The organism is Rhizorhabdus antheiae (assembly GCF_049889055.1).
Taxonomy (GTDB): Bacteria; Pseudomonadota; Alphaproteobacteria; order Sphingomonadales; family Sphingomonadaceae; genus Rhizorhabdus.
Window position 1 is genome coordinate 38,304 of record NZ_JBLTWO010000003.1, and the last position, 26,222, is coordinate 64,525.

Sequence of the window (26,222 nt, forward strand, 5' to 3'; positions counted from 1 at the left end):
GATCAGGCGGCTTCGCTCTCGGCCATCCACTGGCGCAGCGCCTCGTCGGCGCGCTCGGACATCATCACCTTGCGGTCGCCCTTGCGCTTGCGCCCGCCCCGTGCGCCCTCCAGCGGTGGGAACAGTCCGAAATTGACGTTCATCGGCTGGTAGCTGTCGGCGTCCGCATCGCCGGTAATATGGTTGAGCAGCGCCCCCAGCGCCGTCGTCTCGGGCGGGCGGGCGAAGCTGCGGCCAAGCAGTTCGGCGGCGGCGAAGCGGCCCGCCAGCAGGCCGATCGCGGCCGACTCGACATAGCCCTCGCAGCCGGTGATTTGCCCGGCGAAGCGGATATGCGGACGCGACTTCAGCCGCAGGGTGCGGTCGAGCAGCTTCGGGCTCTGGATGAAGGTGTTGCGGTGCAGTCCGCCCAGCCGCGCGAACTCGGCCTTCTCCAGGCCGGGAATCGTCCGGAACAGGCGGACCTGCTCGGCATGTTTGAGTTTGGTCTGGAACCCCACCATGTTCCACAAGGTTCCCAGCGCATTGTCCTGCCGCAGCTGGACCACCGCATAGGGCCAGCGCCCGGTGCGCGGATTGTCGAGGCCAACCGGCTTCATCGGCCCGTGGCGCAGCGTGTCGACGCCGCGCTCCGCCATCACCTCGACCGGCATGCAGCCGTCGAAATAGGGCGTGTTCTTCTCCCACTCCTTGAACTCGGTCTTCTCGCCGTCGAGCAGCGCCTGATGGAAGGCCAGATACTGCTCCTTGTCCATCGGGCAGTTGATATAATCCTTGGTTTCGCCCTTGTCCCAGCGCGACGCCATCCAGGCGACGTCCATGTCGATCGAATGATGATGGACGATCGGCGCAATGGCGTCGAAAAAGGCGAGCGCATCGGCGCCGGTCGCCTCGCCGATCGACGCCGCCAGCGACGCGGCGGTCAGCGGGCCGGTGGCGACGATCACCGCGCCACTGTCGGGCAGCACGTCGACCCGTTCGCGCACCAGTTCGATCATCGGATGGTCCGCGATCGCGCGGGTGACCGCCTCGGCATAGCCCTCGCGGTCGACAGCCAGCGCCGAGCCGGCGGGCACGCGGTGCGCGTCCGCTTGCGCCATGATCAGCGAGCCGAGCGCGCGCATCTCCTGGTGGAGCAGCCCCACCGCATTATGCGGGTCGTCCGAGCGAAAGCTGTTCGAGCAGACAAGTTCGGCCAGGCTGTCGGTCTGGTGCGCCGGCGTCGCTTCGACCCCGCGCATTTCCGACAGACGCACTTTGATCCCTGCCTGCGCCAGCTGCCACGCCGCTTCGGAGCCGGCGAGGCCCCCGCCGATAATGTGTATCTGATGATCCATGATGGCGCTTTAGTCCTGCGCGCCGTCGGTTTGAAGCATCTTCCGACCAGTGCCCGTCAGCCGTGCTCCGTCACCGAATCGAGACCCAGCCAGTCGGCCATCTCGCGGAGCAGGCCCGAGAGGATCTCGCCGCTATGGGCCGGTGCGTCGGGCTCATAGTGCACCGACTGGACGAGCAGCCGGGACGCCTGCCGGTCGGCCTTCAGATCGACGCGGCCGACGAGCCTGTCGCCCAGCAGGAAGGGGAGCACATAATAGCCGTACCGCCGCTTGTGGGCGGGCGTGTAGATCTCGATCCGGTAGTGGAAGCCGAACAGCCTTTCGGTCCGTGCCCGTTCCCAGATCAGCGGGTCGAAGGGCGCGAGCAGGGCTGTGGCCGATACGCGCCTCGGCGCACGCGCGTCGCGATGCCGCCAGGCGGGTTTCGTCCAGCCCTCGACCTGGATAGGCTCGATCACGCCTTCCTCGGCCAGCGCGGCGATGGCATCACGGGTCGGCGCGACCTCGGTCCGGAAATAATCGCGCAGATCGGTTTCGGTTGCGACGCCGAGCGCCGAGGCCGCGCGGGCAATCAGCGCAAGATGCGCGGTCGCCTTGTCGGGGGTGGGCAGGGCAAGGATATCGGCCGGGATAACCCGCTCGGTCAGGTCATAGACCCGCTCGAAACCGTTGCGTCGCGTCGCTGTGGTGATGTGGCCCGCCCAGAACAGCCACTCGAGCTGGCGCTTGGCTTCGCCCCAGCCCCACCAGCCGCCCTGTCCCTTGCCGCCTTCGAAGTCGGACGCGGACAGCGGGCCTTCGTTGGCGATCCGGGCGAGGGTGCGCATCGCCTCGGCGCGGCCTTCGCCTGCATAGGCGCGCAGCGAGCCCCAGCCGCGCTCGCCCCGATCGGCCTCTGCCATGCGCCAGCGCAGCAGTGGATGCAGGTCGAGCGGCAACAGAGACGCCTCATGCGCCCAATACTCGAAGATGCGGCGCTTGCCGCGCGGCCCCCACGCGGCCTGGTCGAGCCAACTGCGATCATAGCTGCCAAGGCGGGAGAAGGCTGGCAGGTAATGCGCGCGGGCCAGCACGTTGACGCTGTCGATCTGGTGCAGCGAGAGGCGGTCGAGCGTCGCCGCGAGCCGGCGGGGACTTGCAGGGGCCGTTCGCCCGCCGAACCCTTGTGCCGCGAGGGCAATGCGGCGCGCCTCTGCGAGCGATATCTGCAGCGGCTTCAACGCCGCCCCATACGCCGCGACGCCCAGAGATAATCTTCGGCCGCCTTGCGGTCACGCTCATCCTCGAAAGCGGCGTCCGGCTCGGGCGCCGAACCCAGCGCCTCGAGCAATATCCACAGGGCGAATCGCCGACCGCGCTCCTGCTCGGTACCGAAGGCGATGGCGACCCGCTCGCGTCCCGTCTCCATCGTCTCCTCGTCGAGATCATCGAGCGAGGTGGTGCCGAAATAATGCAGGAGCAGATCGTCGAGGTCCATCAGCGGGCGATGCCCCGGGTAGCGCGCTATGACAAGCAATATGACCTGTCTCAATGCGCGTCGTTTCTCCTCCACTTAAATGTCGGGCATGGCGGGATCATTCCGCCCCGGTCCCGCATTTAGTCGTTGAACCACAGGAGGAAGGATCGATGTTCGAACATCTGCCGCGCTGGCTGGGCGGGCTGCTCCACAATGTCCGGGCGGGCCATTCCAAGCTGGTTATCGTCAATCCGGACCTGTCGGTCGGGGAGACGGTCATCGATCTGGAAAGCCCCGCTTTTGCTTATGGTGCGAGGCTGCCGGTGCGCTTCACCGCCGATGGCGACGGCGTGTCGCCGCCGCTCGTGTGGGGGCCGCTGCCCGAGGGCACCGTCAGCCTAGCGCTGATCGTCGAAGATCCCGATGCGCCCGCGCTGCAGCCGCTGGTCCACGCGCTGGTCTGGAATATCCCCGCTGGCGAGCATCGGCTGGCAGAAGGCGCTATCGCCCCCGACGGCGACGGACAGGCGGACGGCCGCGACGTCGGCCGCAACAGCCTGATCGGCGAGGGGTGGCTGCCGCCCGATCCCCCGTCGGGGCACGGGTCACACGATTATGTGTTCCAACTGTTCGCGCTCAGCGATGCGGTGGATGTCGTCCCGAGCCCGGGCCGGTCGGAATTGGTGGACGCGTTGAAGGGCCGGGTGCTCGGAGCCGGCATGCTCGTCGCCACTTATTCGCGCGACGAGGAAGCGGTCGGCTCCGGGCACGTGGTGCCAGGAGCCGCTCCCGCCTGAGTCTCTAGCCCTTTTGCGAGCGCGGTTCGCGGTGCAGATGCACTCGGTCGCGCGTCGCATAATAGAGGTTGAGCTTTTCCCACGCCTCTTCGGCTGTCTCGACGAAGCGGAACAGGTTGAGGTCGGCCTCGCCGATCACGCCCTCTTCGACCAGGCCGTCGAAATCGACGATCCGCTGCCAGAACTCCTTGCCGAACAGGAAGATCGGCAGCTGCGCCATCTTCCCCGTCTGGACGAGGGTCAGCAGCTCGAACAGTTCGTCGAACGTCCCGAATCCGCCGGGAAAGGCCGCCACGGCGCGGGCGCGGAGCAGGAAGTGCATCTTGCGCAGCGCGAAATAGTGGAACTGGAAGCTCAGGTGCGGGGTGACATAGGGGTTGGGCGTCTGCTCGAACGGCAGCACGATGTTAAGGCCGATCGACTCCGCGCCGACATCCTGCGCGCCGCGATTGGCCGCTTCCATGATCGACGGTCCGCCGCCCGAGCAGACGACGAACTGGCGCTTGCCGGCCGCGTCGAGCGGGCACTGGCTGGCGATCTGTGCGAGTTTGCGCGCTTCGTCATAATAACGGCTTTTCGCACGCAGCCGCTCGGCTATCCGCCGTTGCTTGTCGGTCGTCGCCGATTCCACGAGCGCTTCGGCCTTGGCCGGCTCGGGGATGCGGGCGGAGCCATAGATCACGAAGGTAGAACCGATATTGGCTTCCTCGAGCAACAGCTCGGGCTTCAGCAGTTCGAGCTGGAAGCGGATCGGTCGAAGGTCGTCGCGCAGCAGAAAGTCGCTGTCCTGAAAGGCCAGCTTATAGCTGTCACTGACGGTCTGCGGAGTTTCGGTGGCCGCGTTCGCGACGGCGGCGTCTTCTTTCGCGCGGGAAAAAACGCGCTGGGGTATCTTTCTATGTGCCATTTCCGCTCTGTAGCATGGGTTATCTTTCCCCTGGCTTACAGGGGACGGGCAGGGCGCGCAGCCTATCGGCAATAGGGTCCGTTGCCCATGTCGAAATGGAAATGGTCATGGTGCAGGCTATTGGCATCCGGGCCCAGCACCACCCCGAAGCGGGCGCAGGCGGCGCGGTGCAGCCCGCGCAGGAAAGCGCGCGCATTGGCGTCGGGGCCGTTCCAGCCCTCGCGAACGCTGATCCGGCGCCCGTCGCGCAGCTGGAAGGCGGCGATGTCGATCGCGTTGGCGCGGCCATGTTCGGACAGGCGGTTGCCCGCCTGGTTGTTGACCGGCCGACAGGCGAAGGAGCCCATGCTCTCGATCTTGACGACGTCGGAGCCGAGCCAGCGCTTGGCCTGTGCCCTGACATCCTCGCGTACCCAGCGCGCGAAGGGCGCGGCGAGGATGCATTTCACGGCGCCGAGATTGGTGACCGGTATGCCGATCGCGACCAGCTTGACCGAGGCGGTGGCCGAGCAGCCATTGTCGTAGTTTCGGTCAGGCAGTGGCTGCACCTCCGATCCTTCGGCGCGCATCGTCGCTACGCACTGACGGAAGCGTTCGGGCGTCTCGACCGCCTGTTGCGAGGCGCTGCGTGGGCTTCGCGGGGAAGGAATGCAGCCCGCGAGCAAGGTCGACAACAGCAGCAGAGTCGGAACAGCTAACCGCATGTATCGAGACCCGTTCACCGTCGTCGCCATGGTCGCCAGAACCTCCCGCCCGCGAACTGCGCCTCACGATCATGGCGAGACGGGGCGGGGCGGGGAAGTCTCTCCCGTCCCGACTGCGCCGGGGCCTGCCTGTCGTGCGGCGGTCCGATCGTCACAGCCTCGATGCACGGTGGTGCCGCGCGCAGTCGGGTGGCGCGTCTGACCACAAAAGAGCGCTGTCCGCACAACCATTTGGGTGGTTCGGGGCACGTGCCGTCGTATCGATGGGATATTGTTTACCATTGGGGTCTTTTACTTACTGACGATGTGCAGCAATATGCTGTGACAAATCGGTGCGCAAAGCACCCGATCGGGGTGGGATTATGACCATTCTTTCTGCCAGGCTGCTGGTCGGCGCCTGCCTGCTGCTGTCCGCCCCTGCGGTTCGTGCTGCTGACCCGCCGTCACGCGCTGCCGCTATCGCGGCCGCCGATGCAGCTGCCGGGCTTGCGGCAGCGCCCGGCGAAGGCTCGCCCTGCACCGCTCCCCCCGCGCCGGGCCAGAAGCTGGCTGGCGACATGAAGCTGGGCGAAGAGGGGCATAGCATTACGCTCGCGAATTCGGGCGGCGGTGATGCGCTGGTCAAGATCCGCCATGCTGCCACGGGCAAGCTCGCCGCCAGCTACTTCATCCGGGCGCAGGAAGAGCTCGCGATCGAGGGCGTTCCCGATGGCACCTACATGATCCAATATGCGTTTGGCCCCGCATTGGCGGCGGACTGCAAATCCTTCACGCGGATCATCAAGGCGAACCAGATGCCCGACGCGGATGTGCTCAAGACCGTCGTGATCGACGACGAAGACCATACCGAGGTCAAGCGGTCGAGCATCTCCTATGCGCTGTCAGTTTCCGAGACGGCCAATGTGAAGCCGGTCTCGATCGACGCCGCCGCGTTCAACGCCGAATGAACATGCAGGCGCCCATCGGTTATCCGCCGCCGACACTTGTACGGCGCCGGTCCGTCTGGGCCAGGCTGCGTCTTCCGCTTGCCATCATCATTCTGGTCGCGGCCGCTGCGATCGGCTCGCTGTTCCTGATGCCATCGCCGAAGGCGCCTTCGGTGCGCCATGCCGATTCCAGCCTGCCCGCTGCGCCGGTGGTCCGGCCCCCCGCGCCAGAGAGCGCCGATGCTTCGCCGCCGGTCGTGATCGACGTGCCCCGTCCCGATATCGCCACCGCCACCAGGCCCGTCGATGGGCGCAAGGCCAATCACTGGCATTATGTACCCCGGCTCGGCGACGGACCCGGCGTGATCTACAGCCGCACCGGCAAGGGCTGGGACTATGCGATGGCCTGCACGCCCGCGACGTCCACGATCGAGATCATCGCGGTGGGGACCGGATCGCCCGGCACCTTCGATCGCCAGTCGATCGATGTCGGCAAGGTCCGGCTGATGATGGACGCGACCTATTCGCCCGATGGTGGCGGCACGATCAGCACCCGCCTTCCTGCGAGCCATCCTTTCTTCAAGGCGCTGGATGGTTCGGCGCCGATGGCGATCCAGCTTTACGAGACTCGCAAGACGATCATCCCGGTCGACCCGGAGGTCGTTCGTCTCGTCCAGAAATGCCGCGGTCGCGGCTGAGCCGCCTCCGGGGTTCCCAAGCGCGCCGCTATCCGCCATGGATCGGCCCATGCCTCTCTCCTCCTATCGTTCCTGCGCGGCGGTCGTCGCTGCCCTGTTGCTGGCCTCCTGTTCGGGAGATGGTGTCGTCAGGCCTGCGCCTGCGCCGGTCGCGCCGCCGGCTCAACCGACCCCGCCTTCGCCCCCGCCCCGGCCGGCAGATTGGCGTGACTGGCCGATCGCACCCGGCACCTGGCGCTATGAGCCCGGCACGGCGGTTTCTACGGCGCTCTATGCCGATGCGTCGGCTGTGCATTTCGCTGTGCGGTGCGACCTTGCCAGCCACCGCGTGACGCTGATGCGGTCTGGCTCTGCAACCGAGATGCAGCTGTTCACGTCCAGCCGCACAGCGCGTTTTCCGACCGGCCATATCGAACTTGATGGGCGCGCAATGTCGGGGGTCGTGCTGAATGCATCCGACACTTTCCTGGATGCGATGGCGTTCAGCCGCGGGCGGTTGGCGGTCGCTTCGCCGGGCCTCGAGGGGCTGGCGGTTCCGGCCTGGGCGGAGCCGGCGCGAGCGATCGAAGATTGCCGAAAATAATATGCATTACAAGGCTTGTTCATGGCCCCGGCTTCGCGGATGGTAGGGGCCTCGGCAACAAGCGAAAGGAGGTGATCCGATGTCTCATGGTTCAGCATGGAGGTCGGTTCTGTCCGTTCGGGGGACGCGCTCCTAAGGCGCGGTTGGTCTCCCGGGCCGGCACTTCCGGCCGCTGACCATGTTAGGGGTTGCCGGGGCCAGTCTCCGGCAACTCTTTTCATTTATACGGCTTCTTGTTTATTGGGCGTCGCGCGCGATGCGGGCCTGCCAGAGCATCAGCAGCGGCACCACCAGCAATTCCATGATCAGGGCGGCGCGATGCGCCCCTCCCGGCGGCCCGTCCATGATCCAGCCGAGGGCACGCCCGAGGCCGCCCATCACGACGATGGCCCCCAGCAGGCGAAAGCGCGCGCCATGCGCCTCGATACGAGGCAAGCTGCCGAGGAAGACTAGCCCGATCATCGCCAGCAATCCCGATAAGTAGCGGAAATGGCTGTGCATATCTTGCGGTGCAGCACTATCGCCGACCATCGCGGGACCGAGGATCATGCCCGCCATGCCCGCGCAGATCGGCACCAGCGATGCCAGCGAAACGGCCAGCTGCAGCAAAAGGCGTTCGCGCTTCATTCCCGCTCCAGCAGCTCGTCCTGGATGCGCGTCGCATGGACCGCGATCCGGACCTCGTGGAGAAACATGCCGAGCCCCCCGGTCAGCAGCAGCATGGCGAGGATGAACACGATCGACATGGCGTGACCGACCGCGAGGTCGAGCAGCACCGCGATGAACAAGCCGGCAATCACGATGCAGATCAGGACGGCGCTGATGGTGCAGAGAATCAGCGCGCGATTGGCCCAGCGCATTCGCTCGTCGATCCAGCGGAGCTGCTGAACCTGATGCTTGTGGCGCGGATCGTCGCGGGGAGTGAAATTCTGTTCGATCCAGCGTGACCGGTCGACGACACGTCCCAGCCGTCCGGTGAGCATGTTGAGAATCGCGCCGATGGCGGTCAGCAGAAAGCAGGGCGCCATCGCCAGCTGGATGGTGTGCGCGATGTCGTTCAGCGCGAACTGGGTTGGATCCATCCCGTGATCCTGGGCCACGAATGCAACCGGTACAAGAGTGCAGTCGCTCGAAAAGCCGCAGATAAGTGCGCAATCTGCACTGATTGCAAAACATGCATCTACCGATAAGTTTTATTCAATTGCCTTCGCATCTGCACACAGGAATGGTGCATCGCACAAACAAAGAGGATCCGCTGGCAAACTCGAAGGGAGATTGTGATGAAGAAGTTCGCTGCACTCGCAATTCTGGCCTCGATCGCCGCACCGGCGATGGCCGAAAGCTTCACCCGTGACGGGATCACCTACGACTACACCGTCAAGACCGTCGGTGAGTCGACCGTGATCAAGGGCAAGATCGTCAACAGCGGCGAGGCGTTCCGCCTCCGCGTCAAGAATGACCGCGTTTCGGGTCTGGTCGGCGTTTGGCCGGTCAGCTTCAAGGCCGACGCTCCGGTCATGACCGCCCAGGCTGGCGGCTCCCCGGTCCTCGCCGCGAACTGATCCTTCCGGATCGCACCGAATAGAAAGGGGAGGCGGGCGACCGCCTCCCCTTTTTCGTATCGATCAGCTGGCTTTCAGCGAACCGGCGTTGGCGCCCATCGACTGGAGGTAGCGCTTGACGTTGCGCGCGGCCTGCCGGATGCGCTGCTCATTCTCCACCATCGCGATGCGGACATAGCCTTCGCCGTCCTCGCCATAGCCGACGCCCGGCGCCACGGCGACGCCTGCATGGGTCAGCAGCTGCTTCGAGAATTCCAGGCTGCCGAGATGCGCGACCGCCGGCGGCAACGGCGCCCAGCAGAACATCGAGGCGCGGGGCGAAGGGATTTCCCAGCCGGCGCGGGCGAAGCTTTCGACCATCACGTCGCGACGCTTCTTGTAGAGCTCGCGATTCTTCTCGACGATGTCCTGCGGCCCGTTGATCGCGGCGACGGCAGCGGCCTGGATCGGGGTGAAGGCGCCATAGTCGAGATAGGATTTGACGCGGGTCAGCGCCGAGATGAGCGTCTTGTTGCCCACCGCGAAGCCCATGCGCCAGCCGGCCATGCTGTAGGTCTTGGACATCGAGGTGAATTCGACGGCCACGTCCTTGGCGCCTGGCACCTGAAGGATCGAAGGCGTCGGCACCCCGTCATAGTAGAGCTCGGAATAAGCGAGGTCGGAGAGCACCCAGATTTTGTGCTCCTTCGCCCAGGCGACGAGCCGCTCGTAGAAGGCAAGGTCGACCACCTCGGCGGTGGGGTTCGACGGATAGCCGACCACCAGCACCGACGGCTTCGGCACGGTGAACTTCACCGCGCGGTCGAGCGCTTCCCAATAGCGTTCATCGGGGGTCGTCGGCACCGAACGGATCGTCGCACCGGCGATGATGAAGCCGAAGGTGTGGATCGGATAGCTGGGGTTCGGCGCCAGCACCACATCGCCCGGCGCGGTGATCGCCTGGGCGAGGTTGGCGAGGCCCTCCTTCGAGCCCAGCGTGACGACGACCTCGCTGTCGGCGTCGAGCTCGACCCCGAAGCGGCGCTGATAATAGCCCGCCTGCGCGCGGCGCAGACCGGGAATGCCCTTCGACGCCGAATAGCCATGGGCATCGGGCTTGCGCGCGACTTCGCACAGCTTCTCGATCACATGCTCCGGCGGCGGCAGGTCGGGATTGCCCATGCCCAGGTCGATGATGTCCTCGCCCCGCGCTCGCGCCGCTGCCCGCATCGCGTTGACTTCGGCGATGACATAAGGCGGCAAACGCTTGATGCGGTAGAATTCCTCGGACATTTCTTTTCCTTCGGGTTTCGGACTTGGCGAGCCGGGATAGTTCCCCCATGGTCGCCACCGCGACCTATACAGAGTCTGCGCGGCGATTGCAGGCGGGATCGTTAAAAAAGCTGAGGCTGGGGGCTGACATGGCGGACAAGGATGGCGGACCGGGCGAAGGGCAGGGCATGATGCCGACGCTGGGCGAACTCCAGCACTGGACCGGGGTGATCGGGCAGGCCCAGCAGATGATGATGGAGCAGATGGCCGAGACGATGGCCGCCCTGCCCGAAGAGATGCGCCTGCCGCAGCCGCCCTCGCCGCTTTTCGCCGATCCCGCCAAGCTCGCCGACCAGCAGAGCGAACTGATCAAGGCCGGGCTCGGGCTGTTCGGCCAGATGCTCGAGGGCAATCCCGGCGCCCAGGCCGCGCGCGACCGCCGGTTCAAGGCCGACCAATGGCGATCCTCGCCGATCTTCGCGGTGATCGCCGATGCCTATGTGATGCTCTGCGATGCCTGGCTGAAGGGCGTCGACGCGATCGAGGGGCTCGAGCCGCGCCAGCGCGAGCAACTGCGCTTCGCGGTAAAGTCCGCAGCCGATGCACTGTCGCCTTCCAATTTCCCGCTGACCAATCCGCTCGTGCTCGAACGGATCATCGAAACGCGGGGCGAAAATCTGCTGCGCGGGATCGAGCATATGATGGCCGACATGGGGCGCGGCCAGCTGACCCACAGCAACCCCGAAGCCTTCGAGGTCGGGCGCAACATCGCCGCCACGCCGGGCAAGGTGGTGCATGAGACCCCGCTCTATCAGCTGATCCAATATGATCCCGTTGGCGAAAGCGTGTTGCAGACCCCGCTGCTGATCTTCCCGCCCTGGATCAACCGCTTCTACATTCTCGACCTGAACCCGAAAAACAGCTTCATCCGCTGGGCAGTGGAGCAGGGGCTGACCGTCTTCGTCGTTTCGTGGAAGTCGGCCGACGAGACGATGGTCGACGTGACGATGGACGATTATGTCGTGCGCGGTCAGGTCGACGCGATCGACATCGTCCGCGACCTGCTCGGGGTCGAGAAGGTCCATACGATCGGCTATTGCGTCGCGGGGACCGCGCTGGCCATGACGCTCGCCTATCTCGCCGCGACCGGCAAGGCCGATGCCGTCGCCAGCGCGACCTTCTTCACCGCCCAGGTCGATTTCAGCGAAGCGGGCGACCTGAAGCTGTTCGTCGACGATGAGCAACTGGCCTTGATCGACAGCCTGACCCAAGGGTCGGGCGTGCTCGACGGTCGCTATATGGCTGCGACCTTCAACCTTCTGCGGGGCCGCGACCTGATCTGGCACTATGTCGTCCAGAACTATCTCCTGGGTGAGGATTATCCGGCATTCGACCTGCTCCACTGGAACGGCGACACCACCAACCTGCCGGCCAAATGGCACCGGGCCTATCTGCAGGATCTCTACCGTGACAACCGGCTGGTTGAGCCAGGCAGCATCTCGGTCGACGGGGTCCCGATCGACCTGCGCCGGATCGCGACTCCGGCCTATATCCAGGCCGGCCGCGAAGATCATATCGCCCCCATGCACAGCGTCTGGAAACTGATGGACCATCTTGCGGGGCCGAAGCGCTTCGTGCTGGCGGGATCGGGCCATATCGCGGGGGTCGTCAACCCGCCTGCGGCGCGCAAATATCAATATTGGACCTGCGACCAGGCAACCGACTCGCTCGATGCGTTCGAGCAGGCGGCCAAGGAGACGCCGGGCAGCTGGTGGCCGGACTGGCAGGACTGGATTCGTGCGCTCGATCCGGCCGAAGTGTCGGTGGAAGGCGCTCGCATTCCGGGGAAAGGGCCCCGCCCGGCGATCGAGGATGCGCCCGGTCGCTATGTGCGCACGCGTTAGCGCAGCTGCAAGAAAAGCTTCAACGAACCACGATATAGCCACCACTAAGATGGTGAAGCGGGGCTTGTTCGCGCCGATTTCCGGTCTTGCTGCACCGCACAAGATGTCTTGCGCTTCGTGGAAAAATGTTTATTGTGCGACGCAACATTGAAAGTGGATCGCGATTCGATGGCGAACAAGATCACTCGGAAGGCCGTTGCCGGTCGCCCTGCCAAGCCTGTGACGGCTTCTACACCTGCTGCCGAACGGCGTGCGGTCGAAAGCGCACCGGCGAAGGCGCCCGAGCCTGCCATCGTGGCTGACGCTGGCCCTGTGGCAAAGGGAAAGTCTGCAGCAGCGGCGACCGTGGCAAGCAAGCAGGTGGCCGCTCCGGCACCTGTCGCGAAGCCGGCGGCCACCGTGTCCGTCAAATCCGCCCCAATTCCGACGCCTGCAGCTTCTTCGGAAGGTGCGGCGGAGCCCGCCCCGGCAGCGTCAACGCCGGAAAAGAAGGGAGTGAGCGTCATGGCCACCACCGTCCAACCCAAGCCTAAGGCTGCTGCTGAAAAGGTTAATCTGATGATGTCCGACTTCAACGATCGCGCTAAGACCGCTTTTGCCAAGACCACCAAGGCCGGCGAGGAAATCGCCGAGTTCACCAAGGGCAACATGGAAGCCCTCGCCACGTCGGCGAAGACGGCTGCCAAGGGCGCCGAGGTTCTCGGTCAGGACATGGCCGAATATGGCAAGAAGAGCTTCGAAGCGGCGACCGCCACGATGAAGAGCATGGCGACTGTCAAGACCCCGACCGAGCTGTTCCAGCTGCAGAGCGACTATGCCAAGTCGGCGTTCGACGGCGCCGTCGCCCAGGCGTCGAAGCTGACCGAGTCCTGGCTGAAGCTGGCCGGCGACGTCATGCAGCCGCTGTCGAGCCGCGCTGCTCTGGCGGCCGAGAAGATCAAGTCGGCTTCGCTCTGATCTGATCCTTTCGTACGAATTACGGGCCGGTCATTCCCCAAAGGGAATGGCCGGTTCGTCGTTTTAGGGGCTTCGGAAAGCCGCAAGAGATCGTCGCCCCCTTGCCGAAGGGGTAGGCAGTGCCATATTCTGGCGATCCCGCTCCTGTATGAGTCCTTCGCCGAAGATGAGCCACCTGAACGATATCGACGCCGCTGTCCGCATGACGACGCGCAAGGATGGCGAGGATCAAGGCACCGGCCTGGGCCTCGCGACGCGCACGCGCACGCGCACCAAGAAGCCGTCGCCTTACAAGGTGCTCATGCTCAACGACGACTATACCCCGATGGAGTTCGTCGTCCTTTGCCTGCAGCGCTTCTTTCGCATGAACATCGAGGATGCGACGCGGGTGATGCTCCACGTTCACCAGAAGGGCGTGGGCGTCTGTGGCGTGTTCAGCTATGAGGTCGCCGAAACCAAGGTGAGCCAGGTCGTCGACTTCGCGCGGCAGAACCAGCACCCCTTGCAGTGCACGCTCGAAAAGGCCTGATCGCGGCTCTTGTCGTAGGGAGAGCCTCGCTCTCCCGTTGATCATTTCCCGGCCGCAGCCTGCCCATCGACCGGGGGAATGCGGCTCGCCACGATCGATCGCGTCGACCGCTCGATCGACCACAGCACACGATCTTCCTTCGGGTCCCAGGCGATCGCCTGGCCATTGGTCGGGATCGCCATCGTGCCCACATGCTGCAGTTCGGATCCCGCCTCGGGCAGCTTGAGCACATAAAGCTCGGGCCGGTCATGCCCGGTCATGTAGAGATAGCCGTCGCGTCCCCATACCCCGCCGGACGAGCTGTAGGGCGCCATGCGTTCGAGCACGCTGTCCGGCAGCAGCCAGGCACCCTGTTCGCTGAAGTCGGCGCCATAACGAACGATGGTGGTCGAACGATGGTCGCGGCCCGCATCGCCGCCCTTGCCGTCATAATTGGCGAAGCACGCCCACCAGCTGCCATCATGCCAGTCGAGCCAGGTCAGCGACCCCCGGCCGGGGCCGAGGCTGCGCGAGGCGACATGGGTCATGGTCCGCGTATCGAACCATTCGACCGAACTCGCCATCGGCGTCCTGGGATAGTTGGACGCGGCGCAGACCAACTTTTCCTTCAGGGCGATGCATGAATTCATGTGGCGGAACAGCACGGGATCGCCGGTCCAGCGTGCCACCACCGCGCCCGTATGGCGATCGAGCTTCGCGATCGTCGCATTGTCGATCGCGAACAGGTGGCGGCCGTCGGAGACGACGCCCTGCCGGGCGTCCTCCGCCGCCATCCGTTTCTGCTCGACGGCGGGCGAGAGGGCCAGGGCCAGGGCGAGGAGCGTCGCTGCCATCAGAGCTTCACCGAGATGCCGCCATAATAGGTCCGTCCGTAGCGTTCGTTCTGGATCACCCAATCCTGGCGTCCGCCCTGATATTGGCGGGTGGGCTCGTCGGTCAGGTTCTGCGCCTCGGCAAAGATACGGATATTGTCGCTCAGCGCCAAACTGATCTTGGCGTCCAGCCGCCGCAGATCGTCATTATACTGGTCCTGATAGTCGATCGCCCCGGCGGCCAGCAGCGACCGGCCGGTGTTGTGATAGGCGATCGAGCCTTCCAGCGGCCCGCGCTGGTAGAAGAGTTCCGCCCCATACAGGTAGCGCGACTGGCTCGGAAAGGTCGACGTGCGCCCGTCGGCCAGACGCAGCGTGGAGTTGGTCAGCGTGCCGGTCAGGCTTACGCCGAAGCCCGACAGCAGGCCCGGCAGGAAGCTGAACTGCTGCTGATACTGCGCTTCGATGCCGACGATGTCGCCCCGGTTCGCATTGAGCGGCTGGGTCGTCCGCAGGATGTCGTAGGTGCGCCCGTCCAGCGTGACGTTGTTCTGGGTGAAGCTCTGCGTGAAGATCGGGTTCTTGATGAACTTGGCGAACACGCCGACGCTCAACAGGCCGCCCTTGGCGAAATACCATTCGGCGGTCGCGTCGAAATTGTCCGACCGATAGGGCTTCAGATTGGGGTTGCCGAAGGAAATGCTCCCCTCGAACGTGCCCGCAGTGCTGCCATCCTCATAGCTCAGCGATCCGCTCGGCGACAGCTGCGCGTAATTGGGCCGACCGACACTGCGCGTATAGGCGAGCCGGAAAACGGTGTCGTCCGACGGCGTGATGCGGACGATCATGCTCGGCAGGAAATCATCATAGCTGTTTTGCGCGCGGACCTGCACCACGGCGGCGGCCCCGCCATTGACGCTGGCAAGCTGGAAGCCCGTGACGTTCAGCTTGGTGCGCTCATAGCGCAGACCTGGCGTGATGGTGATCGCGCCCAGGTCGATATTGGCCATCGCATAGGCGGCCCAGACATCCTCGCCGACGACGAAGTCGTTGAGCGTGGCGTTCGCCAGCGATGTCGCATTGTCCTTCACGAACAGATTGCCCGTCAGATTGGCGGCAGTGAAGGCGCGGATCGCGTCGAGATCGATGACGGGCGACACGGTATAGGGCTTGCCCGCCTTGGGGTAGGACTGCACGGGCTCACCGGCCAGCCCGAACTGGGCGAGGGTGAAGCGCGTCGCCGCGCTGCCGCCGCGCGTCCAGACGTCGTTGTTGGAGTCGAAATCCTTGTCGGTCGTGCGGTACTTGCCCCCGAATTTCAGGAAGCTGCCGTCACCCAGCGATGCGAGGTCATAGGTCAGGTCGACCTTAGCCTGCCAGATATCCTCGTCGCCGCGTTCGTTCTGCTCGGTATATTGGCGGAAGTTCATCTGCGACGCGCTGCACTCGGTCCGAGGCGCTGCGCTGAAGATCTTGTCCGAGAAATCGAAGTCGACCGTGCCGGGGTTGCAGCGGAACTGCCACAGCTGGTTGGGCTCGCGCACCTCGTTGTGAACGCGGGCCAGCACATAATCGAGCTTGAGCAGGTCGAACCGGCTCGATCCGCCGATCATGCCGGCGAGGACCGATTTCTGCTTATGCTCCTGGCGCAGATCCTGCCGCCGCTCCGGGCCCGAACCGTTGCCGACGCCGACATTGGGCGTGCCCGTTACCGTCCCCGACAGGCCATTGCCATCCAGAGCGAAGGCGCGTGAGCCGACCAGCGCGTCGGTCGCGAAATCGAGACGGTAGCGCTGACGATACTCGTCCTCGGTAAACCGGCTATAGATACCGCGGAGGTAGAATTGATGGTCCTCGTTCGGCCGCCAGTCGAGCGATCCGGTCGCGCCGATGCGCTCGCGCCTCAGGCTGTAGTCGGTATATTTGATGTTGATCGGCAACCCGCCGCGCGCGGCGCCGGCCACCGGGCGCCAGTCGTCGGGATACAGGCCATAGCTGGTGTAGGTCCGGTCCGAATAGCTGGCGCCGAGCGCAATGCCGAACTGCTCTTCGCTGCCGAAGCGCTTGGCGACGGCCAGATCGCCCCGGATCGGTCGCTTGTCGTTCAGTTCCTGATAGCCGAGCTGTGCATTGGCGACGAGCGCGAACGGGTCGCGAAAGTCATAGGCGGTCTGGGTGACGAGGTTGATCGTGCCGCCGATGCCCTGTCCGTCCATGTCCGGGGTCCGCGCCTTCGACACCTCGACCCGGTTGAGCAACTGGCCCGATATCACGTCGAGGGGCAGCGCGCGGGTCTGCCCGTCGGGATTGCCGATCTCGATCCCGTTGATCGTGTAGCCGTTGAGGTCGGAAGGGATACCGCGAACCGACACGAAGCGGCCTTCGCCCTGGTCATAGGTCACACCGACGCCGGGCAGGCGTTCGACGACTTCGGCGACGTTCCGGTCGGGCAGGCGGCCAATCTCGTCTGCGGCAGCGATGTCGGCGATGCCGATCGCATCGCGCTTCGCGGCGATGGCGCGTTCCTGCTGGGCGCGCTGCCCGGTCACGACGATATCGTCGGCCTCCTGCGCCGCAGCGGCGGAGCCCAGACACAACAGCGCCACTCCGGCGAGCAGATGCGAACGGTTCATCGGTAACCCCCTGAAAGATAAAGTCGGAGGTCGGGTATCGGAGGGGCGTGACAGCTGCGTTGAGGAGGCATGACGAAATGAAGTCGCGAAGCCGCGCTTGAGGCGCGGGCGACTCCCCGATACAGGCAGGGGATGGATCGCATCACCATCAGGGGCGGAAACCGCCTGTCCGGCCGCCTGCAGATTTCCGGCGCCAAGAACGCCGCGCTCACGCTGCTTCCGTGCGCGCTTCTGACCGAAGAGAAGCTGACGCTGACCAACTTGCCACGGCTCGCCGACGTCGACGGTTTTGGCCATCTGCTCAACGAACTCGGCGTCTCGACGACCGTGCGTCGCGGGCAGGGCGACCTGATCGGGCGTGAGATGACGATGTCGGCAAAGGCGATCGCTTCGACCGTCGCGCCCTACGATATCGTCCGCAAGATGCGGGCCTCGATTCTCGTTCTCGGCCCCCTTCTGGCCCGCTCGGGCGAGGCGACGGTGTCGCTGCCTGGCGGATGCGCGATCGGCAACCGTCCGATCGACCTGCACCTCAAGGCCCTCGAAGCGCTGGGAGCGCAGATCGAACTGACTGCCGGCTATGTCCGTGCGACCGCGCCCAGTGGCGGCCTGCGCGGCGGAAGGATCAACTTTCCGGTCGTGTCGGTCGGCGCGACCGAGAATGCCCTGATGGCGGCGGTGCTGGCCCAGGGCGAAACGATCATGGAAAATGTCGCGCGCGAGCCCGAGATCGTCGACCTGTCACGCTGCCTGGTCGCGATGGGCGCCGAGATCGACGGAATCGGCAGCGACCGCCTGACAGTGCGCGGCAAGACCAGCCTGCATGGCGCCGAATATGAGGTGATGCCCGACCGGATCGAGGCGGGCAGCTATGCCTGCGCCGCCGCGATGACCGGAGGCGATCTCTTTCTGGCCGGCGCGCGGATCGAGGATATGGAAGCGATCCTGTCGGGGCTGCGCGAGGCGGGCGTCACCGTCGAGGGGCAGGCCGACGGCATTCGCGTGGCTGCCAGTGGTCGCCCATCCGGCCTGACCCTTTCGACCGCGCCGTTTCCGGCGTTTCCGACCGACATGCAGGCTCAGTTCATGGCGATGCTGGCGCTGGCGGATGGCACCAGCGTCCTGACCGAAACCATCTTCGAGAACCGCTACATGCATGTGCCCGAGCTGGCGCGCATGGGGGCGGATATCCAGGTCCATGGCCGGACTGCCGTGGTCAAGGGCGTCGAGGGGCTCGTCGGCGCCGACGTCATGGCGACCGATCTGCGCGCCTCGATGAGTCTGGTGCTGGCGGGGCTGGCAGCCGAGGGGGAAACCCGCGTCCACCGCGTCTATCATCTCGACCGCGGCTACGAACGGCTCGAAGAGAAGCTGTCGGCGGTCGGCGCAGATATCGAGCGCGAAAGCGACAGCTGAGCGAGACCGCGGGGGCAGGCGTCGACCGCCCCCATTGTCCCATCAGCTCCGTGCCACCTCATCGGGCTGGGCCTCGTCGGTGCGGCCGGTCTCTCCGGTCGATATGATCTGATCATAGAGTTCCGCCTGGCGTGCGCGGAGCGTCTCGCCGAGCGCATTGAGGTCGATTTCACCTTTGTCGTGCGCCTCGCGCGCAACGGCGAACATGTCCTCATCCTCCTCGTCGATGTGGTGGATGGTCTCTTCGCCCAAGACATGGACCTTGGCAGCGAACAGCGGTTCGTCACCGTTCAACTGCTCCAGTTCGGCGACGATCCTTTTGCCCGATTGATGCTCGACGATACCCTCGTTCACCTCGTCCTCACCGAGCACCGGGCGTAGCGCCGGATAGAGAAGCTCTTCCTCGATCGCCATGTGAACGGTCAGCCGCATGCAGATTTCCCGCGCCACCTGCACCAGCCTCTCCGGATTGGCGTCCTCGGCCTCATCGAACAGGCTGCGGAAGGCGTGGTGTTCTTCCTTCAGCAGGGCGATGGCCAAGGGGTCACCGGCAGAAATCTTGTGGGGTTCCCGCTTGTTCCGGCTCGCATAACGGTCCAACATCGCGCTCTCCCTATATGGGTTGAACTCCAAACGATGGAGCGCGGCCGCCGTTCCCCCCGTCGGCGATCATCCGCCTGCGCCTCATTTCATCTGATTTTGGGTGCATGCCCTGTTGCCAAGTTTGCGCAACTTGTGTGATTTTGAATAGATTGATCCATAACGGACCAATTCCGTGCTGACAGCTTTTTGCCGATTGCTAGTTTTTACAGCGACATGAAACCCGGGGACGGGCATGTTTTACAGCGTGCTGGAGAAGGTTGATGGATGTCGGGGGGAATTCTCCCACTATTTTGATCTTCAGCGATTCGGCCGATGGCGCATCGGCAGCAGTACGTCATGCGGAGGCGCATGGCGGCAAGGTCGCTGCCACGCTGCCCCTCATGGGTGCTCTCGATCGGCTTGATCCGCAGCTGCCGGTGGACCTCGTCATCATCGATGTCAGTCGTGACCATGGCGAGCCGCTGGACGAACTGCTCCGGCGGGTCGACCGCGCTGCACGGCACCGCCATTTCTCCAGCGTCGTCGTCGCTTCGCCAGACGTGCTTGACATCGTCCTTGCGCGGGTCGGTCATGAGGATGTCGACCTTGTGGTTGGCCGCGACAGCCGGGCGCTGGAGGAGGTGATCGCCGAGCGCCTTGCGGCAGAAACCAAAGTTCTTCAGGAGGTTCGGCTGAAAGGAGCGGTCGGGGAACTTCTGCACCCGGTGATGCCGCCACTGCCCGACACGCTGACCCGAGGCCTGGGCCTGCCCTTGCGCGAAGAGCGCGAGGCCTATCGGCTCGCTGCAGGCAACCCGCCCGAAGTGGTCGAGCGGACGCTGCTCGATGCAGCGACGATCCGCGACATGATCCGCGCGCGGCGGATGCGCGAGCATCTGTTCGGCCATGGGCTGTTCGCCGATCCGGCCTGGGACATATTGCTCGACCTCACCGCCGCGCGGCTGGAAGGCAGGCCGGTGGCCGTGTCCAGCCTGTGCATCGCGGCGGCGGTTCCCGCCACGACGGCGCTCCGCTGGATCAAGCAGTTGACCGACGCGGGGCTGCTGCACCGGGTTGCCGATCCCGAGGACGGGCGGCGCGTGTTCATTGAACTGACCGATCGTGCAGCGCGGGCGATGGGCGAATATTTCGACGCGGTGCCCTGGCCCCGTCGGGGCTAGGCGCCAGCCCTTCACGAGCCGGCGCCCCCGATAGTATCAGACGATGTGGCGCAGCGCCTGGGCGAAGTCCGCGATCAGATCGTCTGGATCCTCGATACCGATCGAGATGCGGACGAGATTGTCGCCGATGTCGAGTGCACGCTTGCGCTCTTCCGGCACCGACAAATGGGTCATGCCGGCCGGATGGCTCGCGAGCGTTTCGGTTCCACCCAGGCTGACTGCAAGCTTCGCGATCTTGAGCGCGTCGAGAAAGGCGAAGGCCTCGGTCTCGCCGCCCTTGAGATAGAGCGAGAAGGTCGAGCCGGCGCCGGTGCAGTGCCGGCGGTAGATGTCGGCCTGGCGCGATCCGTCCTCGTGAAAACCGAGATAGCCGACCCGCTCGACCTGCGGCTGCGCTCGCAGCCATTCGCAGACCCTGGCGGCATTTTCGCCCGCGCGGGTCATGCGGAGCTCGAGCGTTTCGAGCGAGCGCAGCAGCATCCAGGCCGTGTTGGGGTCGGTGATGGTGCCGATCGTGTTGCGCATCGCCCGGACCGGGTCGAGCAGCTTCTTCGCGCCGACCACGCCCCCGGCGACGAGGTCGCTATGGCCCCCGGCATATTTGGTCAGCGAGTAGACGACCAGATCGGCGCCGTGGCGCAGAGGCTTGGACCAGAGCGGGCCAAGGAAGGTGTTGTCGATCGCGATCGGCGGCACGTCCTCTTCGCCCGCGAACAGCCGGTCGCGCACATCGCGGACGGCCTCGACATCGACCAGCGCGTTGGTGGGGTTGGCCGGGCTTTCGAGATAGATCAGCGACACGCGGCCCTTGGCCTTGGCCGCCTCGATCACGGTGCCGATCTCTTCGGGCGTGGCACCGGCGGGGAAGTCCAGCCAGGACACGCCGAACTTGCCCAGGATGCGCCCGATCAGCGTCTCCGTGGCGGCATAGAGCGGCGCCGAATGGACGATCACGTCGCCCGGCCGGACCGTCGCCAGCAGCAGCGTGGCAATGGCGGCCATGCCGCTGGAAAAGGAGAGGGCGTCTTCGGCATCTTCCCAGATACCCAGGCGATCCTCCAAAATCTCCTGGTCGGGGCCGTTGAAGCGCGAATAGACGAGGCCGTCCGCCCCGCCGGGGCGCTTGCCGGTCACGCCTTCGAAGTGCCGCTTGCCGGCGGCGGCGCTCTCGAAGACGAAGGTCGAGGTTAGGAAGATCGGCGGCTTCAGCGCGCCTTCCGACAGCATCGGATCATAGCCATGGCCCATCATCAGGGTGGACGGCCGGAGGCGGCGGCCGTCCAGTTCCAATATCTCGGCTTTGGGGCGACGACGCGGCGTCACCCCGCCAATGGCGGAGTCTTCGGTGTTTGGCATGAGGGATTCCTGCGAAAATATTTTATGATGCCGCGATGATGCGCCGTGCGCTGGCCGGAGGCAAGGTGGGCAGGCCGGTCGGATCGGGCCAGCCGGACGCAGCGCGGGCTCAGGCGAGCTGGCGCAGCAGCTGGACGGCCATGGCGATCCACAGCGCGTCGGCGACGACGATCTGGCGCTGACCCTGTCCGGGCGGGACCAGATGCAGGCGATTGCCCTGGCGATCGGTGAGCCGGCCGAAGGCGAAGCGGCCGCCGGGACGTGGCACGAGGATGTCCCGGTTCAGGGCGCGGCCGAAGCCGTCGGCGGTAATCCGTTCGAGCCACAGCAGATCGCCCGCCCGATATTCGCCGACGCTCTGATCGACCCGCATCAGCAGGGCGGGCGGTGCCGTCATCGACATCGGTACCGATTCGCCTTCTGCGGCAGCCACAGCGCCGTCGGGCCCCAGCACTGCGTCTATTCCCGGCAGCGGGGGCGGGGGCAGGGCGACCAGTTCGGCAGCGTCGACCCCCATCGCGGCGGCAATACGGTTGAGCCAGGCGACCGACAGGGTACGGCTGCCTTGTTCGAGGCGGCCGATCGTCTGCGCAGTCGTCGGAGGCTCGCAACGCTCGGCGACCTGCTGCAGGGTCAGGCCCCTGGCGCGTCTCGTTTCGCGGATCCGGGTCTTCATCATTCTTCCGTCGCAAGCTGCCCGCAGATGCTTAGGGCAGGACGCTGGCGCGGCAAAGCGCGCTCTGGCCATTGGCAGCAGCGCGCCTTATGCGGCGAGGCCGAAGGAGTGTCGCATGGCAAGGATCGGCTGGGGCAGGATATTGGCGGGCGTCGCGGCCGTGACAGCGGCGGGCGCGGCCTATGTCTATATCAAGCAGCGCAAGGCGCGGGCGCCGCTTCACGAAACGATCGAGAGCGACGGCGCGTTCGAGATCCGGCGCTATCCTGACCTGCTGATGCTGGAGACGGTCCAGCAGGGATCGCGCGACCGCGCGCTTGGTAACGGCTTCGGCCTGCTCGCCGACTATATGTTCGGCGAAGGGCGTGAGGGCGACGAGATCCCGATCGTGATGCCGGTGTTCGGCGAGGCGCTGGCCGGGGACGCCTGGAAGATCCGCTTCGTCCTGCCGGCCGGAACCGACCCGGCCACGCTGGCGCCGCCGGGCCATGGTATCCAGATTACCGAGCGTCCGGCGCGCGACGTGGCGGTCATCAGCGTACCGGGGCGCCCCACCGACAAACTCTTCGCCCGCCGCGAGACGGAACTGCGCGCATGGATCGTGGCGCGATCGCTACAGTGTGCTGGGCCGGTCGAACATGCCTATTACAACTCGCCCCTGAAGCCGGGAACGGCGCATCCCAACGCTTTGCTGATACCCATTGCGCGCCCGTCGGAGGGATAGACGCTTTCCGCGATCTGTTGCCCGAAAGCCACATGTCGAAACAGCTGCGAAATTTTTTTGCGACGCAGGCAACCCTTTCATTACACGGTCGTTATGCGGCTATCTGGGTGGCTGACAGTATCGCGAAACACGCTTTCGTGTTGGTGGCTGGTCGCTGCAGAAACGGATGCTCTTGCGCTTGCACGCATCCGGGTGAATGGTTTAGGTGAACACAGTTCCTGATGGAACCTGTTGGAAAGGGGATTTATATGCGCAAGCTTGCCATCCTGGCAGCGCTCGCTTCTACTGCGCTCGCCGCTCCCGCCTTCGCTCGTGACAACGCCTGGTACGTGGGCGTCGAGGGCGGTGGTATGCTCATGGAAGACATGAAGTTGGATGTCGGCGGTTCGACGCTGGCACCGGCCGGCGGTAATGCGACGGTAGACACCAATGTCGGCTTCGATGTCGATGGTCTCGTCGGTTACGACTTCGGCGGCTTCCGCCTCGAAGGTGAAGTCGGCTACAAGCGCAACCGCGTGAACAGCTTCTCCACCACCGCTGTTCGCACGCCTGCGAACGTCGGCGGCGTCGGCGCTCCCGCCGGCACCTATAACGAGGCCAGCGGCAAGAACAGCGCGCTGAGCTTCATGGTCAACGGCCTGCTCGACTTCGGTGGCGACGAAGGCTTCTCGGGTTATGTCGGCGGCGGCGTCGGCGTGGCGCGCGTCAAGCTCGCCAACTACAACGTCTCGGGCGCCGACTTCCTGAACGACAGCGACTCGCGCTTCGCCTGGCAGGCGATCGCCGGTGTTCGCTATCCGGTCAGCACCAATGTCGACGTCGGCGTGAAGTATCGCTACTTCCAGGTTAAGGACGTCAAGGTCATCGACCGCGTCGGCGCGACCTATGAGGGTACGTGGCGCTCGCACAGCGCGCTGCTGAGCCTCATCTACAACTTCGGCGAGCCGGCCGCACCGCCGCCCCCGCCGCCTCCGCCCCCGCCGCCCCCGCCGCCTCCGCCCCCGCCGCCGCCTCCGCCGCCGCCGCCGGTGGTTGAGACCCCGGGTCCGTTCATCGTGTTCTTCGATTGGGACAAGTCGGCGATCACCGCCGAGGCAGCCTCGATCCTCGACAACGCGGCGAACGCTTATGCGACGACGGGTCAGGCCCGCGTTCAGCTTGCCGGCCACGCCGACAAGTCGGGCGGCGACCAGTATAACGTCGGCCTGTCCCAGCGCCGCGCGGACTCCGTCAAGGCGTACCTCGCTGGCAAGGGCGTGCCGGACTCGGCGATCGTCACCGAAGCGTTCGGCGAAAGCCGCCCGCTCGTCGACACCGCCGATGGCGTTCGCGAGCCGCAGAACCGTCGCGTCGAAATCACCTTCGGCGCCGGCATGTAAGCGGCTTCATCATCGATCTTTCGATGATGGACAGAATAGGGGGTCGGTCTTCGGATCGGCCCCTTTTTCTTTAGGCGCCGACGATTGTGGCGCTTGGTCGGTTTGGCCGGCTGACAGCTGAAAGTCGGCCATGAGAGAGAAGAGAGATCAGATCATGCGTAGCTTTCGCTCGTTCATTTCTATTGCTGCCGTTGCCGGCCTCGCCCTTGCGGCGTCCTCCGCGCCCGCTCAGCATGCCGGACATCACGCTATGGGCCATGATATGGCGCAGGCCGGTCTGGTCGACGCGTCCGGCAAGTCGGTCGGCAAGGCCGTGCTGATGCAGCATGGCGGCGCGATCATGGTCCAGGTGAAGGTGTCCGGCCTAACCCCCGGGGTGCACGCGGTGCACATCCACACCACCGGCACCTGCACAGCGCCCGATTTCGCCAGCGCCGGCGGGCATTGGAATCCCTCGAAGCACCAGCACGGTCGCGACAATCCGGCGGGCGCGCATATGGGCGACATGCCGAACATGACGGTTGCGGCCGATGGAACCGGCACGCTCAGCACGACGGTGGCAGGAGCGATGCTGTCGGGCGGCGACAACCCGCTTCTCGACGCGGATGGCGCGGCGATCGTGATCCATGCTGCCGCCGACGACTATAAGACCGACCCGACCGGCAATGCCGGCGGCCGCCTCGCTTGCGGGGTTGTCGTCAAGTCGTGACGCTGCGGAGCTGGCCCGCCCGCATCTTGCCCGCTCGAATCCTGTTCGTCTGCCTCGGCAATATCTGTCGCTCGCCGCTCGCCGAAGGCGTGATGCGGGCGGCAGCCGCCGAGGCTGGGATCCCCGTCGAGGTCGACTCGGCGGGGACCGGCAACTGGCACGTCGGCAAAGCGCCCGATCCGCGCGCGATCGCGACCGCGGCGCGCCATGACGTCGATATAGCCGGGCTGCGCGCGCGCCAGGTCCGGCGGGACGACTTCAGCCGCTATCATCGCCTGATCGCCCTGGATGCGAGCGTTCTCAAAGATCTTCGACGGGTTGCACCGGCTGACGGCACGGCCCGCCTCGAACTGCTGCTGGATCATGCGCCGGGCCGTTCGGGAGACGATGTCGCCGATCCCTATTTCGGCGACGATGCGGGATTCGAGATCGCCTTGTCGGATATCCGGCTGGGGGTCGATGGACTGCTCCATAGTCTCATGAAGACTAGGCCTCAGGCCAGCGGGTAGCGCTCCACGACCTCATAGGTCGGTCCTTCCCTGCCGAGATGGCTTTCATACAGCAGGAAATGGTCGAAACGGGCGGTGACCGATGGCGGCGAGAGCGAGGCGATCGGCAGGGGCGGGACCGGCGCGTTGGTGCGCGAGAAGCGGGCGATGGTGATATGCGGGACGAAGGCGCGTTGATCGGGCGCGATGCCCACCCGATCGAGCGCGCGGCCGACGGCCAGATGCAGGCTCCGGACCTCCGCTTCGGGTCCGATGGCGACCCACAGGCTGTCGATCCGGCCCTTGCGATCGAAACAGCCGACTCCGCCGAGCTGCAAGTCGAGGGGCCTGTGTCGTACCGAACCGAGCGCTACCGCCACATCCTCGGCCAGCGGACGATCGACTTCGCCGATGAAGCGGAGGGTCACATGAAGATGGTCGTCGGTCTGCCAGCGCGCGCCGGGTACCCCGCCCATTTGTGACAAAATAATGCTGCGCATCGCGGTCGACGGGCGCAACCCTACGAAAAGTCGGTGCATGACGGCCTTTCCTGCGATCAGAGACGGTAAAGCAGTGCCTGCCGTCCGATTTTACGTCGGGTTATGCTTGAAATAGACTCTCTACCTGCCGATATTGGCGACAAGCGGCATCTCGC

Annotated in this window: 28 protein-coding genes; 14 read left to right on the plus strand and 14 right to left on the minus strand. The window is 65.3% G+C overall.

Features of this window, described 5'->3' with window-relative positions; genetic code table 11:
* Window positions 1-2: 2 nt before the first annotated feature.
* Genes trmFO through ACNI3R_RS07785 form a run of 3 tightly spaced genes read right to left on the minus strand, consistent with a single transcriptional unit; the run spans window position 3 to window position 2,814 of the window.
* Window positions 3-1,337 (minus strand): methylenetetrahydrofolate--tRNA-(uracil(54)-C(5))-methyltransferase (FADH(2)-oxidizing) TrmFO, encoded by a 1,335-nt coding sequence (trmFO, locus tag ACNI3R_RS07775; protein ID WP_426181605.1) that lies wholly within the window; start codon window positions 1,335-1,337, stop codon window positions 3-5.
* 56 nt (window positions 1,338-1,393) lie between these two features.
* The gene (locus tag ACNI3R_RS07780; RefSeq protein ID WP_426181608.1) at window positions 1,394-2,557 is read right to left on the minus strand and encodes a winged helix-turn-helix domain-containing protein; all 1,164 of its coding nucleotides are present in this window, start codon (window positions 2,555-2,557) and stop codon (window positions 1,394-1,396) included.
* Window positions 2,554-2,814 carry a hypothetical protein gene (locus tag ACNI3R_RS07785; RefSeq protein WP_426181611.1) on the minus strand — a complete coding sequence of 87 codons (261 nt, stop codon included), beginning with the start codon at window positions 2,812-2,814 and terminating at the stop codon, window positions 2,554-2,556. Before ACNI3R_RS07785 ends, ACNI3R_RS07780 begins: the two co-directional genes overlap by 4 nt.
* Before the next feature lie 149 nt (window positions 2,815-2,963).
* Between ACNI3R_RS07785 and ACNI3R_RS07790 the strand changes: the two genes are divergently transcribed.
* Window positions 2,964-3,590 (plus strand): YbhB/YbcL family Raf kinase inhibitor-like protein, encoded by a 627-nt coding sequence (locus ACNI3R_RS07790; protein ID WP_426181613.1) that lies wholly within the window; start codon window positions 2,964-2,966, stop codon window positions 3,588-3,590.
* 4 nt (window positions 3,591-3,594) lie between these two features.
* On the opposite strand, the gene ACNI3R_RS07795 is transcribed toward ACNI3R_RS07790, so the two are convergent.
* Window positions 3,595-4,497 carry an LOG family protein gene (locus ACNI3R_RS07795; RefSeq protein ID WP_426181616.1) on the minus strand — a complete coding sequence of 301 codons (903 nt, stop codon included), beginning with the start codon at window positions 4,495-4,497 and terminating at the stop codon, window positions 3,595-3,597.
* A 62-nt stretch (window positions 4,498-4,559) separates the two neighbouring features.
* Complete coding sequence (locus tag ACNI3R_RS07800) at window positions 4,560-5,201, minus strand: extensin family protein (protein WP_426181618.1); 642 nt, start codon at window positions 5,199-5,201, stop codon at window positions 4,560-4,562.
* Window positions 5,202-5,563: 362 nt separating this feature from the next.
* Here ACNI3R_RS07800 and ACNI3R_RS07805 point away from each other — a divergent pair, with 362 nt between their 5' ends.
* From ACNI3R_RS07805 to ACNI3R_RS07815, 3 genes are read left to right on the plus strand one after another with little or no spacing between them, the layout of a single operon-like run.
* Window positions 5,564-6,148 (plus strand): hypothetical protein, encoded by a 585-nt coding sequence (locus ACNI3R_RS07805; RefSeq protein ID WP_426181620.1) that lies wholly within the window; start codon window positions 5,564-5,566, stop codon window positions 6,146-6,148.
* A 2-nt stretch (window positions 6,149-6,150) separates the two neighbouring features.
* A complete protein-coding gene (locus ACNI3R_RS07810; protein ID WP_426181623.1) occupies window positions 6,151-6,825 on the plus strand; it encodes a hypothetical protein in 675 nt (224 codons plus the stop codon).
* Window positions 6,826-6,874: 49 nt separating this feature from the next.
* A complete protein-coding gene (locus ACNI3R_RS07815; RefSeq protein ID WP_426181625.1) occupies window positions 6,875-7,408 on the plus strand; it encodes a hypothetical protein in 534 nt (177 codons plus the stop codon).
* A gap of 237 nt (window positions 7,409-7,645) precedes the next feature.
* Here the strand turns inward: ACNI3R_RS07815 and ACNI3R_RS07820 are convergent, their stop codons facing one another.
* Together ACNI3R_RS07820 and ACNI3R_RS07825 are read right to left on the minus strand one after the other, a co-directional pair.
* Complete coding sequence (locus ACNI3R_RS07820) at window positions 7,646-8,035, minus strand: DUF4345 domain-containing protein (protein WP_426181628.1); 390 nt, start codon at window positions 8,033-8,035, stop codon at window positions 7,646-7,648.
* Complete coding sequence (locus ACNI3R_RS07825; RefSeq protein ID WP_426181631.1) at window positions 8,032-8,490, minus strand: DUF2721 domain-containing protein; 459 nt, start codon at window positions 8,488-8,490, stop codon at window positions 8,032-8,034. The genes ACNI3R_RS07820 and ACNI3R_RS07825 overlap by 4 nt, the downstream gene beginning before the upstream one ends.
* A gap of 198 nt (window positions 8,491-8,688) precedes the next feature.
* Here ACNI3R_RS07825 and ACNI3R_RS07830 point away from each other — a divergent pair, with 198 nt between their 5' ends.
* A complete protein-coding gene (locus ACNI3R_RS07830; protein ID WP_426181633.1) occupies window positions 8,689-8,970 on the plus strand; it encodes a hypothetical protein in 282 nt (93 codons plus the stop codon).
* A gap of 63 nt (window positions 8,971-9,033) precedes the next feature.
* Here ACNI3R_RS07830 and ACNI3R_RS07835 read toward each other — a convergent pair whose 3' ends face one another.
* The gene (locus ACNI3R_RS07835) at window positions 9,034-10,242 is read right to left on the minus strand and encodes an LL-diaminopimelate aminotransferase (protein ID WP_426181636.1); all 1,209 of its coding nucleotides are present in this window, start codon (window positions 10,240-10,242) and stop codon (window positions 9,034-9,036) included.
* 128 nt (window positions 10,243-10,370) lie between these two features.
* On the opposite strand from ACNI3R_RS07835, the gene ACNI3R_RS07840 reads away from it, so the two are divergent.
* The 3 genes from ACNI3R_RS07840 (at window position 10,371) to clpS (ending at window position 13,611) form a co-directional block, all read left to right on the plus strand.
* On the plus strand, window positions 10,371-12,125 hold the full coding sequence (locus ACNI3R_RS07840; protein ID WP_426181639.1) for a PHA/PHB synthase family protein: 1,755 nt from the start codon (window positions 10,371-10,373) through the stop codon (window positions 12,123-12,125).
* A gap of 117 nt (window positions 12,126-12,242) precedes the next feature.
* Window positions 12,243-13,082, plus strand: a complete 840-nt coding sequence (locus ACNI3R_RS07845) for a phasin family protein (RefSeq protein WP_426182311.1) — start codon at window positions 12,243-12,245, stop codon at window positions 13,080-13,082.
* Window positions 13,083-13,284: 202 nt separating this feature from the next.
* The gene (gene clpS, locus ACNI3R_RS07850) at window positions 13,285-13,611 is read left to right on the plus strand and encodes an ATP-dependent Clp protease adapter ClpS (RefSeq protein ID WP_296625936.1); all 327 of its coding nucleotides are present in this window, start codon (window positions 13,285-13,287) and stop codon (window positions 13,609-13,611) included.
* Window positions 13,612-13,652: 41 nt separating this feature from the next.
* Here clpS and ACNI3R_RS07855 read toward each other — a convergent pair whose 3' ends face one another.
* Both ACNI3R_RS07855 and ACNI3R_RS07860 read right to left on the minus strand, forming a co-directional pair.
* Window positions 13,653-14,444: a hypothetical protein gene (locus tag ACNI3R_RS07855; RefSeq protein WP_426181641.1), complete on the minus strand. Its 792-nt coding sequence runs from the start codon at window positions 14,442-14,444 to the stop codon at window positions 13,653-13,655.
* Window positions 14,444-17,056 (minus strand): TonB-dependent receptor, encoded by a 2,613-nt coding sequence (locus ACNI3R_RS07860; RefSeq protein WP_426181644.1) that lies wholly within the window; start codon window positions 17,054-17,056, stop codon window positions 14,444-14,446. Before ACNI3R_RS07860 ends, ACNI3R_RS07855 begins: the two co-directional genes overlap by 1 nt.
* A 132-nt stretch (window positions 17,057-17,188) precedes the next feature.
* On the opposite strand from ACNI3R_RS07860, the gene murA reads away from it, so the two are divergent.
* Window positions 17,189-18,472 carry a UDP-N-acetylglucosamine 1-carboxyvinyltransferase gene (murA, locus tag ACNI3R_RS07865; RefSeq protein WP_426181647.1) on the plus strand — a complete coding sequence of 428 codons (1,284 nt, stop codon included), beginning with the start codon at window positions 17,189-17,191 and terminating at the stop codon, window positions 18,470-18,472.
* A gap of 42 nt (window positions 18,473-18,514) precedes the next feature.
* On the opposite strand, the gene ACNI3R_RS07870 is transcribed toward murA, so the two are convergent.
* The gene (locus ACNI3R_RS07870; protein WP_426181650.1) at window positions 18,515-19,075 is read right to left on the minus strand and encodes a hemerythrin domain-containing protein; all 561 of its coding nucleotides are present in this window, start codon (window positions 19,073-19,075) and stop codon (window positions 18,515-18,517) included.
* Window positions 19,076-19,365: 290 nt separating this feature from the next.
* On the opposite strand from ACNI3R_RS07870, the gene ACNI3R_RS07875 reads away from it, so the two are divergent.
* Window positions 19,366-20,235, plus strand: coding sequence for a winged helix DNA-binding protein (locus tag ACNI3R_RS07875; protein ID WP_426181653.1), 870 nt, complete (start codon window positions 19,366-19,368; stop codon window positions 20,233-20,235).
* A 36-nt stretch (window positions 20,236-20,271) separates the two neighbouring features.
* On the opposite strand, the gene ACNI3R_RS07880 is transcribed toward ACNI3R_RS07875, so the two are convergent.
* Together ACNI3R_RS07880 and ACNI3R_RS07885 are read right to left on the minus strand one after the other, a co-directional pair.
* A complete protein-coding gene (locus ACNI3R_RS07880) occupies window positions 20,272-21,591 on the minus strand; it encodes a cystathionine gamma-synthase family protein (protein ID WP_426181656.1) in 1,320 nt (439 codons plus the stop codon).
* A gap of 109 nt (window positions 21,592-21,700) precedes the next feature.
* Window positions 21,701-22,267: a helix-turn-helix domain-containing protein gene (locus ACNI3R_RS07885; protein ID WP_426181658.1), complete on the minus strand. Its 567-nt coding sequence runs from the start codon at window positions 22,265-22,267 to the stop codon at window positions 21,701-21,703.
* A 115-nt stretch (window positions 22,268-22,382) separates the two neighbouring features.
* Between ACNI3R_RS07885 and ACNI3R_RS07890 the strand changes: the two genes are divergently transcribed.
* The 4 genes from ACNI3R_RS07890 (at window position 22,383) to ACNI3R_RS07905 (ending at window position 25,588) form a co-directional block, all read left to right on the plus strand.
* Entirely contained in the window at window positions 22,383-22,991 is a 609-nt protein-coding gene (locus ACNI3R_RS07890; RefSeq protein WP_426181661.1) for an SOUL family heme-binding protein, read from the plus strand.
* Window positions 22,992-23,239: 248 nt separating this feature from the next.
* Window positions 23,240-24,370 (plus strand): OmpA family protein, encoded by a 1,131-nt coding sequence (locus ACNI3R_RS07895; RefSeq protein ID WP_426181664.1) that lies wholly within the window; start codon window positions 23,240-23,242, stop codon window positions 24,368-24,370.
* A gap of 154 nt (window positions 24,371-24,524) precedes the next feature.
* Window positions 24,525-25,079: a superoxide dismutase family protein gene (locus ACNI3R_RS07900; RefSeq protein WP_426181667.1), complete on the plus strand. Its 555-nt coding sequence runs from the start codon at window positions 24,525-24,527 to the stop codon at window positions 25,077-25,079.
* Window positions 25,076-25,588: a low molecular weight protein-tyrosine-phosphatase gene (locus tag ACNI3R_RS07905; RefSeq protein WP_426181670.1), complete on the plus strand. Its 513-nt coding sequence runs from the start codon at window positions 25,076-25,078 to the stop codon at window positions 25,586-25,588. The genes ACNI3R_RS07900 and ACNI3R_RS07905 overlap by 4 nt, the downstream gene beginning before the upstream one ends.
* On the opposite strand, the gene thpR is transcribed toward ACNI3R_RS07905, so the two are convergent.
* Window positions 25,573-26,106, minus strand: a complete 534-nt coding sequence (gene thpR / locus ACNI3R_RS07910) for an RNA 2',3'-cyclic phosphodiesterase (protein WP_426181673.1) — start codon at window positions 26,104-26,106, stop codon at window positions 25,573-25,575. The genes ACNI3R_RS07905 and thpR overlap by 16 nt on opposite strands.
* Window positions 26,107-26,222 lie beyond the last annotated feature (116 nt).